This is a genomic window from Dysgonomonas sp. HDW5A, from assembly GCF_011299555.1.
Lineage (GTDB): Bacteria > Bacteroidota > Bacteroidia > Bacteroidales > Dysgonomonadaceae > Dysgonomonas_A.
The window spans coordinates 2133925-2150857 of record NZ_CP049857.1 but is presented as its reverse complement, the minus strand read 5'-3'; the positions used below and the strand labels follow the sequence as shown (position 1 = coordinate 2150857).

Annotated in this window: 12 protein-coding genes; 5 read left to right on the top strand and 7 right to left on the bottom strand. The window is 35.9% G+C overall.

The annotated features are described in order from the left end of the window. Positions 1-23: 23 nt before the first annotated feature. On the bottom strand, positions 24-983 hold the full coding sequence (locus tag G7050_RS08880; RefSeq protein WP_166114125.1) for a hypothetical protein: 960 nt from the start codon (positions 981-983) through the stop codon (positions 24-26). A gap of 110 nt (positions 984-1093) precedes the next feature. Further along, positions 1094-2140, bottom strand: a complete 1047-nt coding sequence (locus G7050_RS08875) for a DUF2027 domain-containing protein (protein ID WP_166114122.1) — start codon at positions 2138-2140, stop codon at positions 1094-1096. A 153-nt stretch (positions 2141-2293) separates the two neighbouring features. Here G7050_RS08875 and G7050_RS08870 point away from each other — a divergent pair, with 153 nt between their 5' ends. Beyond that, on the top strand, positions 2294-3511 hold the full coding sequence (locus tag G7050_RS08870) for an S-adenosylmethionine:tRNA ribosyltransferase-isomerase (protein WP_166114119.1): 1218 nt from the start codon (positions 2294-2296) through the stop codon (positions 3509-3511). Here G7050_RS08870 and G7050_RS08865 read toward each other — a convergent pair. The 3 genes from G7050_RS08865 to G7050_RS08855 all read right to left on the bottom strand — a co-directional run bounded on the left by G7050_RS08865 (position 3438) and on the right by G7050_RS08855 (position 8257). After that, entirely contained in the window at positions 3438-4142 is a 705-nt protein-coding gene (locus G7050_RS08865) for a polysaccharide deacetylase family protein (RefSeq protein ID WP_166114116.1), read from the bottom strand. The genes G7050_RS08870 and G7050_RS08865 overlap by 74 nt on opposite strands. A gap of 78 nt (positions 4143-4220) precedes the next feature. Next, the gene (locus tag G7050_RS08860) at positions 4221-7721 is read right to left on the bottom strand and encodes a DUF2723 domain-containing protein (protein ID WP_166114114.1); all 3501 of its coding nucleotides are present in this window, start codon (positions 7719-7721) and stop codon (positions 4221-4223) included. Positions 7722-7855: 134 nt separating this feature from the next. Then, a complete protein-coding gene (locus G7050_RS08855; RefSeq protein ID WP_166114111.1) occupies positions 7856-8257 on the bottom strand; it encodes a GNAT family N-acetyltransferase in 402 nt (133 codons plus the stop codon). Positions 8258-8337: 80 nt separating this feature from the next. On the opposite strand from G7050_RS08855, the gene G7050_RS08850 reads away from it, so the two are divergent. Together G7050_RS08850 and G7050_RS08845 are read left to right on the top strand one after the other, a co-directional pair. Continuing rightward, a complete protein-coding gene (locus tag G7050_RS08850) occupies positions 8338-10491 on the top strand; it encodes a S9 family peptidase (RefSeq protein WP_166114108.1) in 2154 nt (717 codons plus the stop codon). Positions 10492-11122: 631 nt separating this feature from the next. Then, positions 11123-11914, top strand: a complete 792-nt coding sequence (locus G7050_RS08845; protein WP_166114105.1) for a hypothetical protein — start codon at positions 11123-11125, stop codon at positions 11912-11914. A 62-nt stretch (positions 11915-11976) separates the two neighbouring features. Here the strand turns inward: G7050_RS08845 and G7050_RS08840 are convergent, their stop codons facing one another. Further along, entirely contained in the window at positions 11977-12903 is a 927-nt protein-coding gene (locus G7050_RS08840; RefSeq protein WP_166114103.1) for a YeiH family protein, read from the bottom strand. Between the two features lie 74 nt (positions 12904-12977). Beyond that, on the bottom strand, positions 12978-13877 hold the full coding sequence (locus G7050_RS08835) for a LysR family transcriptional regulator (RefSeq protein ID WP_166114100.1): 900 nt from the start codon (positions 13875-13877) through the stop codon (positions 12978-12980). Positions 13878-15165: 1288 nt separating this feature from the next. Here G7050_RS08835 and G7050_RS08830 point away from each other — a divergent pair. Continuing rightward, on the top strand, positions 15166-15786 hold the full coding sequence (locus tag G7050_RS08830; RefSeq protein ID WP_166114097.1) for an HAD family phosphatase: 621 nt from the start codon (positions 15166-15168) through the stop codon (positions 15784-15786). 157 nt (positions 15787-15943) lie between these two features. Next, a complete protein-coding gene (locus G7050_RS08825; protein WP_166114094.1) occupies positions 15944-16897 on the top strand; it encodes a bifunctional riboflavin kinase/FAD synthetase in 954 nt (317 codons plus the stop codon). The last annotated feature ends 36 nt before the right edge of the window (positions 16898-16933 follow it).

The window sequence follows — 16933 nt, the reverse complement described above, 5'->3', positions numbered from 1 at the left end:
TTAGTCATTAAAAATTATATCTTTTATAAATTCAAGAACTTCTTTTTTGATTGCAAATAACTTTGTTTTATGGCACGTTCTATATCGGAAATATATAGCTTCACTTTCTCCCGATCCGATGATTCGAATAAGAATATGGACTTATTATCTTCTTTATTCTTGGCAAATCCCTTTATTACATGATCGTGCTCTAATACCAAACGAACCGTACTCATATCGAATGTGCATTGCAAAAAACACATTTCAGCCTCATGGGTTTTAGTGATATATACATCAAAACCATTCGATTTAAAAACAATATTACGGGTAGGTAAATCAAGATCGAACACCAAATATCCATAGATATCTTTTATAGTGTCAACAACATTCGGGTGTAGCTCTCCTGTCTCTTCCATATTGTAAAACAACTCACCCTGCAAAACAATATCCTCTAAGGTTTCTTTTTCCAAGGTTTTATCAGACAGCCCGAGTTCCTCCCTGCAATAATCGGCAAAGCGAAAAATAGTTTGCTTATCAGATGAATCTAAGTACAATATTTTTGTTTGAGGGGAATAGTTATTAGTAACAATCTCATAAAAAGCTTTAAACTCATTTATTGTCTTATCATTACCAATCATCATCATTTTAGCAAGAAGAAATTCCAGTTGCGTGATTTGAGATCGTTCCAGCTTTATTTGATTCCGGTCGTCTTGTCTTTCGAAAATACTTTGCAGTGTATCGATGGCTTGATTATAAAGAGTGATCTTTTGCTCGAAAACCTTCTCACTGCGACTTCTCTCCTCCTCTGTCTCGGTCTGCTTATTGAGCAATACCATAGTAATTACAGCGGCAAAAATAGTTCCGAAGATAGCAGCAGCAAACTCTTGAGAAGCTTTTTGTCCCAAATGCTCAAACAACGGTTCAAAAGCCAAAAAAGAGGAGAATGCAATAATAAATACAAATAGAGCATTCAATAAATTCTTATACTTCTTCCGAAACTTCATATCACTTGCTTTATTTTAAGGTCTCAGACCTATTTATTTTTCATCCTAAATAGCAACCTATCAATTGCTATAGTCTTCAAATACGACATTAAATCCTTTAGATATTACTCTTACTTTATAGTAATCATAGTTGCACCAAATCCGTACTCTTTAAAAGAAGCATCCTGATAATTCAAATGACTGTATCGGGTTTTCAGATCATTTAATATCGCTTTCTTTAAAACACCCTCGCCTTTACCATGAATAAAAACAATTTTCTGACCTTTCTTGCTTTTATTCTCATCTAGTATCTCCCTGAATTTTGTTATCTGATATTCAAGAATATCCTTAGCATCTAATCCGGCTGTGCTATCTATCAATTCTTCGATATGCAAATCGACCTCAAGAATAGATGAAGCTGTATCTTTCTTCTTAATAGGTTGTGGCTGTTGGCGATCCAATTGCTTTTTCTCCTTCATGGCTTCTTCAATAGCCTCTGCCGAAACGAATAATTCTCTTTCTGTAAGATCGTTTTTCATCAGATAATAGATAATGGCATCGTCATCGAAATAGTCATTTTCTTTGAAACTATGCAGCTTATAAAACTTAACCGTATCAATTCTGATTTCCGAAGAGCAAGGATTCTTTAAGCTGAACGGTTTATCAATCTTATAAGGGATAAATTGAACACAAACTTTTTCCAGATCATTCAGGTCAGTCTTCGTAAATTCTTCCAGAAAAATCTTGGTATTCGGTTCTATAGTACCAACTGCACGACTAATCCATCCTTGTTCTGATCTACTCATATAATTATAAGAGAGATAAAAATTACTATCGTTCACCAAATAACATTCGTATCCTGTTGTGCTGAGTGTTTTTATATCTAAAGGCAGATAAGCCAAACACGCAGTAATACGCTCTCCCTCTTTAGTTTCCACAACAGGAACATGACTTTCAGTCTTTGGTTCCTTTTGATATGCAGTTACTTCCTGTGCTTTTGGTTTTACAGACTGACGCACTTGTGCTTCATTAGCGGGTTCAATTACAATACACTCACGCATAAGTATAGGTGTATCAAAACCATCATCGTCTACGATGACTATGTCTTTACCTTGAAAACCTTTTACAATGCCACCACCTGTTGTATTTAGAAAACGTACCTTATCTCCAACTTTCATAATAATATCTTGTTTTGAGGTCTCAGACCTATTTGTTCTTACAATTTGCTGAATCTATTATTCTACAAAATACAAAAATAAAAGGGTCTGCAACCTTAATACTTTCATATTCATACAAAGTTGATTAATTTTGACGGATAAAAAAAGAGAAAAATGGAATTATCTGACCCTCGCCATATACATATCAAAGATTATAATTACGATTTACCTGATAATAAAATAGCCAAGTATCCACTCCAAGAGAGGGATAATTCTCAGTTGCTTGTCTACAAAGGAAAAACAATCACCGACAGCCGTTTTTCGGCTATTACAGATTACTTACCTGAGGACAGCCTAATGATATTCAATAATACGAAAGTGATTCAGGCACGTCTCCACTTCAAGAAGGCAACGGGGGCACAAATAGAAATATTCTGCCTCGACCCTTATTTTCCACACGATTATAATTTAATATTTCAAGCAACAGATCATTGTTCATGGCAATGTATGATTGGGAATCTAAAAAAATGGAAAGAAGGTATTCTCGAAAAAGAAATTATAATAAATAACGAAACTGTATTACTGAAAGCCGAACGGATACAATCGGCAGGCAATATGCATGTAATCAAATTTGAATGGAATAATTCTCAATATACTTTTGCAGATATTCTTGATACAGTGGGCGAATTGCCGATTCCACCCTATTTGAATCGTGATACTGAGGAAAAGGATAAAGAGACCTACCAGACACTATATTCTAAGATTAAAGGCTCTGTAGCCGCTCCCACAGCCGGACTACATTTTACGGAAAGAACATTCGAAAACCTTAAGAAAAAAGGTATCCAAACAGATGAAGTTACCCTACACGTTGGGGCAGGTACTTTTAAACCTGTAAAGAGTGAAACGATTAACGGGCATGAAATGCACTCCGAATTTATTTCGGTGAAGCGAGAAACAATTGAACATATATTATCTCACAAAGGGAATATAATTGCAGTAGGTACAACATCGGTGCGAACGCTCGAGAGTTTATATCATATCGGAGCTGCTTTGGAACAGAATCCAAATTCTGAAACTTTAAAAGTCGAACAATGGCAACCATATAACGGTTGCAACACGATATCAAAAGAAAAAGCCCTCAAGAACATTTTAGATTATCTTGATTCTCATTCAATAAATACTTTATTGGCTGATACTCAAATAATGATTGTTCCGGGCTATGTATTTAAAGTAGTAAGCGGCATAGTTACTAATTTTCACCAGCCGCAAAGCACTCTTTTATTATTGGTTTCTGCCTTTGTCGAAGGCAAGTGGATGTCTATCTATAATCACGCACTAGCTCACCATTATCGTTTTCTGAGTTATGGAGATTCGTCTCTACTGCTTCGTTAGAAACCTCAGCCAGCCCCTCTTCTATTGTTTTGAAAACATATCCTTGCTCCTTGAGCCATTCAATAGCTAAAGGCAAAGCATATTTCATATTCTTCTCGGCTTTTAATGAGTCATGGAATACAACAATAGAACCATTGCGTGCATAATTCTTCACATTATTAAGAACATCGTCAGGGGTTAACCTGTTACTATAATCACGGGTTACAACATCCCATAGTATAATTTTATACTTTTTACGAAGCTTAAAGAATTGAGGTAAACGCATGTGTCCGTGAGGAGGACGAAACAAGGGAGATTCTATATACTCAGCAGCCTCTTGAGTATTCTTTATATAGTTTTTGGTAAAGTTTTTTATCCCTTGGATATGATTGTATGTATGATTTCCGACTTTATGCCCCCTGTCTAAAACATCTTGATAAATCTCCGGATATTTCCTGACATTATCTCCAACACAAAAGAAGGTAGCCTTTATGTTATACCTATCCAACAAATCTAAAACCCACGGCGTAAGTTCCGGTATGGGTCCGTCATCAAAAGTCAAATAAATTACTTTCTCTTTTTTGCTAGGTAGCCTCCAATGTCCTCCCGGAAACAGGAGTCTATAAACTAACGGCGGTTGTTCTATCAACATATTTCTCTTAAAAATAATATTGTCTACAATGATGAAAAGCAAAATCATGCCTTTCATCACTATAGACGCAATATTATCTTAATTGTTGCTTTGACTTGTATATTCTTTTAATAGTGCGGGACTAAATTGTTGCATCAACTGCATTGATTGCTGAGCTAACTCTTCTTCAATTTTCTGATTTTCAGAACCTTTCTCAGCAACATAATATCCTCTAACTGATGTATCAGTAATATTTTTTAACGCATAATTTCCTAGAGCAGGTACTCTATTTGTGAAATATAACTGTGCATAACCTTGTAATTTCTCAATTAAGGCTTTGTATTTAGCCATATCCCCATGTTGTTGATAAACCATAGCAATACGCAACAGATTATCGAAATTGCTTCTTATATCACTTGTTGAACCTGCCATTTGGTCGGGTTTCAAACGATGGAACCAATTTAATGACTGCTCCGATCTATCTAGTATTATTTTAATTACAGCTTCAGCTTTTTCGGGTTGGTCTATTGCAAAATAAGCATCTGCAAAAGAAACCGACTCACCACCCATTGGAACAGTATTTGCAGGAATAACCTTCAAGCAGTAGTCTAATGCAGCAAGAGCTTTATCATCTTTACCTTCATTAATTAGGGCTGCAATAAGTTCATTAAACATGATTCGGAATGTCTTACACATCCTTAAGTTATTCTCATCTAAATATACTTTCGGATTATCAATGCCTCCCCATTTAAACTTATTGACCATATTATCATAAGCAACTTCAGTATTAACTCCTGTAGGATTTATTTTCCCCGGTGTAATTCTATATGCCAAACCTTCGAGCATAAAGTTCTTATCTTTCAGATTCAAATACATATCGCTACCAACGGTAGTTGCAAAATATATAGGTCGTTTCCATCCGTCTTTATTGATATTGTTCAACATCTCCAGAATCATTAATTCCTGACGATATAAAACATTTTTATTTCCTAAGTTGATCACCATATGAGGAGATGGTGCTGCATCCAAGGCTTTCCAGTCAACAGCAGCAGTATCAACGGGCATATATAAAAGGTTTCCGGGAATAATAAATTCTTTACCTCCACCTTCGATAAACGGATTCTTTGGAATATAACTATCCTGTGTCTTCAATATCTCCATTATATTATCTAAGGAAACAGTGTCGGTAAATGCATTTTTATCGTAATAATTTCCAAAATTGAAATTTTGATCATTCTGCATTTTATCCATCCACGAGGCACCTCCTTGCTTTTCGAGTTGCTGTTTCAGAACACTTTCTATTTGATCTTTTGTAATCACATAGGCATACATACCCTTGTCTCCGATATAGCGAGACTTGTCCCATTCTATAGGAAGTGGTTTTGAGTCATAAGCCTGACGACGCATTTGATCTACATACCAGTCGGTTTGCAGATAACTTAAGTTAGACACACGAACATCAGTACGGAAGCCTTCAACTTCCTGAGCATACCAAAGAGGGAATGTATCATTATCGCCATTCGTAAACAGGATACCATCTTTTTCGACACTTCGCAGATAGTTCATTCCAAAATCACGCATTGTGTATCGGTTTGAGCGATCATGATCATCCCAAGTTTGAGAGACCATTTGCACAGGAACCAACAGAGCCAGCACTGTTACCACAGCCGCAGCTACAGTCTCAGGAACATATCGCTTGAGCAAAGTCCAAAGAGCAGCAACACCCAGCCCGACCCAAATACTAAAAGCATAGAACGATCCGGCATATGCATAATCTCTTTCACGTGGTTCGTAAGGTTTTTGATTCAGATAGAGCACAATAGCCAAACCTGTCATAAAAAACAACATGAAGGTAATCCACAGTTGTTGCTCTCCTTTTTTACCTCTGGTCAATTGGAAAAAGATACCACATAAACCTAAAATAAGAGGTAGCATATAAAACACATTATGTCCTTTATTATCGGCAATATCAGGAGGTAAATTATCTTGTGGCCCTAAGCCGAGTACATGCTCATCAATAAAACTGATACCTGTCATCCAGTTACCATTATTTATTTCGCCTAATGATTGGATATCATTCTGACGACCGGAGAAATTCCACATAAAGTATCTCCAATACATGAAATTTATTTGATATTTAAATAAGTATTGCAGATTCTCAAAGAATGTAGGAGGAACTTTTGCGTCTGTAATACCACCCCAATTCTTATATCCTTGAATATGGCGAGGATCGTCAGAATACATACGAGGGAATAGCATTGTATTTGTATATTCATATGAAGGCGCCTCACTAGCTATAAAATAACGGTCTTTCTCATCCGGCGATTTCTTTACAATTCTGTCATATCTAGCTTTCTTTGAAGCTTCAATAGCCTTACCACTTGCATCTCTTTTTACCTCTGAGGCATAAGTACGCCCATAAACCAAAGGAGAATCTCCATACTGTTCACGATTTAGATAATCGGTCAATGAGAATACATCTTCGGGGGAGTTTTGATCCATCGGTGTATTCGCTGTAGAACGAATAGGTATTATAGCGAACGAAGAATATCCAATTAATATTACCAACAAACACAAAAGGCTTGTATTAACCAATCTGAAGGTAACCTTCTGTCCTTTGAAGCAGAAGAAGATTAAACCTCCTAATAGAACAATCCAAAGTAAAACATTCGATCCGATAAATGTTATACCCGATAATGCCATTGTTAAGATAAAAGCTATTTTAGCTCTTTTCAGATTGCCTTTTGATGATAGAGTTTCATAAAGTCCCCAGGCAAGAGATAAAAGTAAAATAATTAAATAGGTAAATACCCCACTGTTATATGAGAAGCCTAACGTATTTACAAAGAATAGTTCAACAGCACCACCTACTTTAGTAAATCCAGGAATAACACCGTACATTAAAACCACGATCAATCCCATCGAACCAAGTAGTGCCAATAATATTCCCTTAAAGTTCGGAGTTTGTGTCTTTTTGAAATAATAAACCAATACAATGGCAGGGATACAAAGCAAGTTCAACAAGTGAACCCCAATAGACAATCCCATAGTATAAGCTATCAAAACCAACCACTTATCAGAACCTGGTTTATCGGCTCTATTTTCCCATTTCAGAATTAACCAGAATACCAAAGCGGTAAACATAGACGAGAAAGCATAAACTTCACCCTCAACAGCTGAGAACCAAAATGTATCGGAGAATGTATATACTAACGCTCCTACAAGACCTGAACCAATAATTGCAATCATTTGTCCTAACGACATTTCTTTATCGGTATCGGCATATATCAGTTTTTTTGCGAGATGCGTTATTGTCCAGAAAAGGAATAGTATAGTTAATGCACTCAATAAGGCAGACATGGTGTTAACCATTTTTGCTACCTGAGTCACATCAGATGCAAAGAGTGTGAAAAACTTTCCTGTCAACATGAAAAAAGGAGCACCGGGAGGGTGTCCCACTTCAAATTTATATGCCGAAGTAATAAACTCACCACAATCCCAAAAACTTGCAGTAGGTTCGATTGTCAACAAATAGGTAATTGCTGCAATAATAAAGCTCAACCACCCAAAAATGTTATTGACTAGGTTATACTTTTTCATGTTGAAAATTAAATGTTTATTATAAAAATTCGTGATTACAACTTCTGTGTCTATAAGAACAAAGTTGCAAATATAGTTAAATAGAAGAAAATAAAGGTGTTCATTATTTTTTTTTAAGGTCTCAAAGCATCTTGTTAGAATTTTCTTTCTAAAATAACAAACTGACGACCGTCTTTTTCGAAAATTTGATCGGTTTCGACAAATTCAAACTTTTTATAAAAATCGGTTTTTTCGATTCTCGAATTACACCAAACCCTTTCAAACTTCATGTCATTCGCATAATCAAGTACCCATTTCAATAATTCCGAACCATAACCTTGTCCTTGAAATTCGGCTAATGTCGCAAATTTACGAAACTGTAATTCTCTATTATTCAAGAATAAAGACAACACGCTTACCAATAGCCCTTCTTTATAATATCCGATATGCAAGCCTTTATCATCTTCAGGCAATATAACATAATCTATTTCTTTTTCGGGATACATTACTTTATGACGGATTTCCAATACATCAGAATAGGGCACTTCATTTATCATACGGTATATTTTTTAGGAAACGAAGTTAAGATTCTACATCGAAAGAATGTATATTTGTATTGTATAAAATAATATAACCTATGAAAAAAGTTTGTTTTGTGCTTCTTGCAATGCTGGTTTCAACCTCTTTTTTTGCCCAAACACTAAATCTAAAAGATATTACCGACGGTAAATACAGAGCTAAAGGAATAGCTTCGGAAGTATCTTCGGCAGACGGCGAATTCTATTTCCAAGCAGATCAATCAAAAACTAAAATTATAAAATACTCTTATAAAACAGGACAGCCTGTGGAAACAGTATTTGATATACAAACGGCACGCGATTGCAACATTCCTTCTTTTGAAGGGTTCATTATGAGTCCTGACGAAAACCGACTCGTTGTTTATACCAACAGTGAACAAATATATCGCCGATCGTTTAAAGCCGATTATTTTTACTTCGATATACGCCGCAATTTGATACGCAAATTAAGCGACAATAAGTCAAAACAAATGGCTCCTATATTTTCTCGTGACGGACGTATGCTCGCTTATGTTTGTGACAACAATATATGGCTATCTAAGTTTGATTATGGAACAGAGTCACAGATTACGAAAGACGGAGAAATAGGTAAAATCATAAATGGTGCTACCGATTGGGTATATGAAGAAGAATTTGGTACAACAGCATTAATGGATTTTTCGCCTGATAATAAACTGTTATCCTATGTAAGATTTGATGAGACTAAGGTTCCTGAATTTTCGTTTCAAAACTTCAAGCAACAATTGTATCCAGATTTTATATCCTTTAAATATCCAAAAGCAGGCGAAGCTAACTCAAAAGTGACTTGCAACATTTTTGATATTGAATCAAAGACAATCAGACCTATAAATTTCCCGGCTAATACTAGTTTTGAATATATACCCAAAATTGAGTTTACTCCTACCTCTCAGTTAGCTATAATGACACTCAATCGTGATCAGAACGATTTTAATATGTATTTTGCCGATCCCAGAACAACTATAGCCAAACTAATTCTGAGAGAACAAAACGACAGATACATCAATTATGATTTCTTTAATTCGATTCATTTCTTAGGGGATCAATTTACATATATCAGCGAAAAAGATGGTTATAGTCATATTTATATATACTCATTAACCGGAGTTCAACAAAAACAGCTAACATCGGGTAATTATGATGTTATGGAAATTTTGGCTTGCGACCCTGTAAGCAAAACCGTTTACTACCAAGCGGCAGAAGAGAGTCCACTTCAAAGAGCTATATATAAAGTAGACATCCTTAAAGGCACTAAAACCAAATTATCAACAAAAGCAGGATATAATACTGCCGGCTTTAGTTCGAATGGTAAATACTTCATCAATAATTGGTCTAACACCGAAAATCCTTCTTTGATAACCATGAATGATGCTTCTGGAAAAGAATTGAGAGTTCTTGAAGACAACAAAGAGCTGAAAAGTAAACTACCCTCTTTAGGTCTGCCTAAAAAAGAGTTCATTACGGTAAAAGGAGCAGACGGCACTTCTCTTAATGCATGGATGCTTAAACCTGCGAATTTCAACTCGAGCAAAAAATATCCCTTATTGATGGTTCAATACAGCGGGCCTGATTCACAAGAAGTATTAGATCGTTTTAATATCGATTGGGTTGACTATCTGACTACTCAAGATTATATAGTGGTAGCTGTAGACGGACGAGGCACAGGTGCCCGCGGTCAGGAATTCCGAAAATGCACTTATATGAATTTAGGGATAAAAGAATCCGATGACCAGATTGCAGCTGCACGGTATTTCGGGACATTACCCTACATCGATGCTGCTAATATTTCAATCTGGGGCTGGAGCTACGGCGGCTATAATGTTCTTATGAGCTTAAGCAGAGGAAACGACGTATTCAAATCGGGAGTTGCTATCGCACCTGTTACCGATTGGCGTTTCTATGATTCGGTATATACCGAGCGGTATATGCGAACTCCTCAGCAAAATGCCTCTGGATATCAAAACAGCTCGCCCAGCACTTTAGCCTCATCTTTATCCGGACGGCTTCTCCTAATTCACGGAACAGCCGATGACAATGTTCATTTCCAAAATACAATAGAATACACATCAGCATTGATAAAAGCAAATAAACAATTCGAGCTTTTTGTCTTCCCTGATCAAAATCACTCTATCCCGGGAAGTCATAATAGAAATTATTTATATACAAAAGTGATTGATTTTTTGAAGTTTAAATAAGGCCGGAGCGCAGGAGTAAAAAACTCCTGCGTTTTTTTACTTTAGATAAACATCGAAAATTACATTTTATAATATATATTTACAGTCGATGCGTACAAAAGACTAATCTATCACAGCTTCTTAGTGTATTAGAATCTATATTTAATTTACTCAATAAACAAAACTTATTGATATTTGTTTTAATATAAAACCCTGAGAAATAAGGCAATAATAAGTTGTATATTTAGAAAATGACAATTGTAACATGCTAACACCATCAAGGAGTAAACCATCTGTATATATGTAATTTATGATTTCAAAAGGAGCAAAAAAATACTTAGTAAACCCTTCACTAGGATTGCTAGCTAGTATACTATATATAGCATTATTCACAGCAACTAGTAATATTGGTTATTCATTAATAATCTCTGTCCTGTTTGCGGGCACTGCAGACATTATTCTTAGATTTTACACCAAGTCTAATGCGTGTGGACTTATGTTCATACTGAATTTCCTCGCACTTTTCACGACACTTATTCTCTGGTATATTTTACACAAGACCACCATACCAGAATTAATGTATCTTGTGTTTTTCGAAGTTATATTCGTCAGTCTTCTCTTTACCGTAAGATTAGGAAAAGCATATATAAATATGTACTTAGGAAAAAAGCAAAGTATCATTCAAAAGACATTCCTTGGAGAGTTTTTTGAGGTTGCAAAGCTTACCCAATACGGATTGACATTTCATATATTTATATTGTTGATCTATCAATTAGTTCAACGTGATTTGGATCCGAACTCTTTAATTAATAATGTATTCTACACAATAATACCTGTGACAATACTCGCTTCCATTATTGTTTATGAGGAAATCAAGACCAGAAACATTGTTAAGCAATTAAGAAAAGAGGAGTGGCTACCCATCGTTAACGAATCAGGCGAAGTTACAGGTCGAATTGCTAAATCGGTATCCTCTAAGATGAAGAAACGCTTTATGCATCCAATGGTACGTATTGCGTTGATACATAATGGCGAAATCTATATACAAAAGAGGCCGGGCAGTAACAGCATAAACCCCTCTATGTATGATCACCCTTTCGAGAAGCTAATGCTTTTTAATCACGAGATAAATATATCGGTAAGAAATAGCATATCAAAAGCATTAAATATGCAAGAGCTACCTTTCAACTTCCTTTTAAAATACGTATTCGAAAATGAAGATGTAAAGCGTCTGGTATTCTTATTCGTATCCAGAATAGAAAATGAAGATCAGCTCAAAAGTATCAGTTTACTGGATGGTAAATTCTGGACTCCCAAGCAAATAGAGCAAAGCTTGCTTGAGGATAACATATTCAGTGAATGCTTCCAACTGGAATATGAATATTTAAAAAACACTGTTATTCAGGCAGATATATTAAAAAGAGAAGTAACTCAAAATAATTGAGATACAATATAAAAGAACTAAGCAGCTATAATATCAATTATAGCTGCTTGTTTTTTATATATCTACATATTTAAAATCACAAGAAGAGACAGTATAGAGATAAAAGCCCAGAGTATTATACCTTGTAATAAAGGTTTTACACCAATCTTCTTTAAGGCCTCTTTACTTAATCCGGCACCAATAAGGAATAAAGTTAGAGTCAACCCCCTCTTAGCGATCATAACAATAGCCGGTGATACTGTTTGAACAGCCGGAATAAAAGTATTAATAATCATTGCAACCACATATAGAAAAATAAAATAAGGAATAGACACCTTACCCTTCCTATACAAAAGAGCTGTTACAAAAGAGAGTGGAATTATCCACAAAGCCCTTTCCAATTTTACTGTTGTGGCTATTTTCAGTGCTTCTTCCCCATATTTATGAGCAGCACCCACAACAGAGCTCGTGTCGTGTATGGCAATGGCAGACCAAAGACCGAACTGCTCTTGTGTCATACTCAACAGATGACCAATCACAGGGAATAAAAACAGTGCAACTGAATTTAAGACGAATATAACCCCTAATGAAACCGAAGTTTCTTCCTCATTGGCATCTATAATAGGTACCATTGCAGCGATTGCACTTCCTCCGCAAATAGCAGTACCGGACGATACCAAGACACTCGTTTTTTTATTTATATGAAATAGCTTCCCGAGCAACAAACCAAAAGCCAGAGTAAGAACAATAGACGAAACGGTAAATATCAGTCCTTCTTTTCCTACAGCCATTGCATCATAAATATTCATTCCAAAACCCAGCCCTACAACAGAAGCCTGTAATAAAATTTTAGTCGCCTTGTTATTGAGATGAAGATACGGATGTCCTATCGTAAATGACAAAATAAAACCCGCTAGAAGAGCAACCGGAGGTTCCACAAAAGGAAACAAACACAATATAACCAGTATTATAAAGATACCTTTTTTCAACAATTTCGAATTAATTTTCATTTTCTTGATGTTTGATTTATGCAGACAAAGGTCTCTTAAAAAAAGCTTGGTTGTATATTCAAATATTTCATCGCCTATAACCTCTGGTTATAATAACTGAGGGCATACTGGATAAACATTTCTGTAAAACCCGAAGGGACTCCATGCAAATGAATAAAATAAAAGTTACGCACAATCTCGAAATCAGCTATATCTATAATTTTAAACTCGCCATTAGCAATTTCTTTGCTGACAGCATTAATCGAGATAAGTCCGATACTATTTGAATTTGCCAGAAATGTTTTAATACTCTCTGTACTGCCCAAGTGCATTACAACATTCAAATCCTTCAATTTCACATCTTTCAACCTTAGCTTTTCGGTTATCACCTCTAAACTTCCCGATCCTAATTCTCTCAATACCAAAGGAATTTCTTTAAACTCATTCAATGTAATCTCGTCTTTCTCGAATAAGGGTTGTGAGGAGTGAGCAATAGCCACAATTTCGTCTTTAATGAAAGGAATGTATTTCAACTGACTATTTTTAGAATTGCCCTCTACAATCCCAAGATCCAGAATTTTCTCAATTAAAGCAGTTTCTATCCGCTGTGTATTGTCATTCAGTAACGACAATTCCATCTCAGGCTGTTCCATCTTAAATTTTGCAAGTATAGGTGGTAATACATATTGCCCGATAGTAGTACTGGCTCCCAATTTAAGATCTCCCGAAAATTTTTGCTTCAACACACCCAAATCAAACATAAATTTCTTATCCAAAGTCAGAACATGCTCCGTATAATGCAGAAGAAGCTTTCCTGCCTCAGTAAGAGTTATTTTATTTGATATCCGGTTAAAAAGGCGAATACCCAATTCAGACTCAAGCTCCTTTATATTTTTGGTTACAGCAGGCTGAGTGATAAACATCTCTTCGGCAGCTTTTGTAAAGCTTGAGAATGTAGCCACTGAATAAAAAACCCGAAGACGGAAATTCAACATAGTCAAATGATTCTAATTTAAGTAAAAGAAAATATGTAATGACACATTATTGTTGGTAGGGGCAGACCTATGTGTCTGTCCGAAATAGGTGAACACACAGGTTCACCCCTACAGCCAAAGCAACAAATAGCTCTGCAAACTTAAATGATATACAAATTAACGAAATATCAACTATTTAATACAACTAAAGACTGAAAAAATAAGGTTACAAAAGCATACATAAGCCATACAAAAAAGTTACAAAGGCAACAAATCCAAACAAGTATATGTACATTTTTGTCATTTTCACAAACATCTAATTATCAAAACATAATACCCAAAAACATTACAAAAGTGACAAAAGTGACACTTTTTATACAGCTTCTTATTTAGGTTCTGTTTTTCAGATAAGCTCTATATGGATAGATAAAAGCAACTATGGTTTTCAAATGTATCACTAAATGTTTTCTATTGCTGCTTTTAAGCAACCAGATAGAATTTATTAATCATGCCAATTAATAGTTGGATATACGTTCAATTTCATTATACTCTTTTAACTACGCACAATCAAAGATTGCTTGTATTCCTTTTGCCCAAAGCCGCAAAAGGAATCAAAAAGGCTTTGTGCTGACTGGCTCGCCTATATGACTTAAGATTACAGGCTAAACTAAACCTACTGCCTTACGGCACGTTTAGTTTTACGCCCGCTTCGCTTGTCAGCCAACGGCTGTGCTACTTATGCACTTGGGCTGACGCACGTAAGTGGCTTTCGCCCGTCAGGCTTCCCCGACCTTGACGGTTGCACGGGGTACCGTAGGGCGAATGAAAGCGTTAAGAAACAAAAGGATATCAACGATAAACGTTTTTCTTTTGTTTTAGCTTTCGAGTCCGTAGCGGGTCGGGCAAAGAGGCACAGTCTTGATCTTTTGTTTCGTTTTGCATCAAGGCAAAATGAAAAACAAACCCGATAGGGTGCGTTAGGAAAATTGAAGAATTTATTCAAACATTTCCAATTGCGGATGTATTCCCGACGAATACAATTATTAACACAGTGCATATGCAATACACTCCCCACTACAGTCCATAAAAAATTTCAATTATTGATAATCTATTATGTATGCTTAATAAAACCTTTGAAAATTCTGCAAGCTTTGATATTTTGAATAGTTATAAATAAATTCATCAGTAATAATTTATAAAATGATTAACTTCGCATAATAAAAAGAAAAGGTAACAGGCTTACTTATTGTCTGTAAAAATTATACAATATCTTAAAGGCATCGATAGTCTCAAATATAAAAAGTTGAATATGGCTGATTTAACCGGAATAAAGAATTTACTCTTCGACTTTGGAGGTGTAATTGTTAGTATCAATAAAGATAATGCTGTAAAGCGTTTCAAAGAAATAGGAGTTGATAATATCGAAGACTTTCTGGGCGAATTTCGTCAAGAAGGAATTTTCCTTCAGCTAGAAGAAGGAACGATCAGTAAAGAAGAATTTTATGATGAATTAAGAAAACTGGCAGGAAAGAATATTCCCGATAAAGACATAGATTCAGGATGGTTAGCATTTCTTACAGGAATACCCGAATATAAATTCGATCTACTGAAAGAACTTCGCAAAAAGTACAATATATATTTGCTTAGCAACACCAACCCCGTTATTATGGGATGGGCTGATACTAAAGATTTCTCACCTTCGGGAGAACCCATTTCAGCATTCTTCGATCAGATGTTCTGGTCTTTCAAAATGGGACACACAAAGCCTGCAAAAGAAACATTTGAAATAGTTATCGAAGAAGCAAAGATCAACCCCGAAGAAACTTTATTTTTAGATGACGGACAATCGAATCTGGATGCTGCCGAAAAATTCGGCTTTAAAACATACCTGGTCGATCAAGAAGAAGACCTGAGAAAAGTTTTTGAATAAAGATCACCTAAGACCTGCCAATCAGGTTATACACAAAAACGTATTTAACAATATACTTTCGGCTTGTAGGGCTTACTCAACCCATCCAAATTGGATGAATCGGGGGAGTATCCTTAGGCCAAAGCAATAAAAAAGGTCTGAGACCTTCGACAGTTCAATGAACTTAATAGATCCCGAACATAACAACACCCAACATCAACCTCTGGTAGCTACTATAGGTTTCTTCGACGGTGTACACACCGGTCATCAGTACCTCATAGAACAGCTTAAGGCAGAAGCTAAAAAGCAGAATCTGCCTTCGGCCGTTATAACATTTCCGGTACATCCGCGAAAAGTTTTATGCAGTGATTACCAGCCCGCTTTACTTTGTGGATATCAGGAAAAAGTAAAACGCCTTGCTACAACAGATGTCGATTATTGCATAACACTCGATTTCACCCGGGAAATGTCAACTTTGAGCGCTCGCGAATTCATTCAACAAATACTCAAAGAAAAGCTCAATGTACAAACACTGCTTATCGGTTACGACCATCGCTTTGGGCACAACCGCGAAGATGGCTTCGAGGAGTATCAAAAGTACGGTAAAGAGGTAGGAATTGATGTAATACAAGCCAAAGAACTAGAGGGTGGCACACACGTCAGCTCATCACGCATACGACGCTTATTGGGCGAAGGTGATATTGCCAAAGCAAACCAACTTCTCGGATATACCTACACAATATCAGGACAGATTGTTGAAGGATTTCAGGTAGGTCGTACAATCGGTTTTCCCACTGCTAACATTAAAATCTGGGAAGATTTCAAAGTCGTTCCCGCCTTTGGTGTATATGCCGTATATGTGCTTATCGATGACGATCAATACGAAGGGATGCTTTATATAGGCAAAAGACCCACGCTTCATAATGGAGATAACATAAGTCTGGAGGTAAATATACTCGACTTCGATCAGAATCTATATGGCAAAACATTATCCGTTGAATTCGTCAAATTTATGCGTACTGACGAAAAGTTTAAGGATCTCGAAACTTTGGTAAAGAACATAAAACAAGATAAAATTAACGTTGCCAATCTTCTTCAAAAGTTAAGAAACACTCGCAAAAGCAACTCTTAGTTAAATAATTGAGATATAGTATTGATTCTTTTCGAG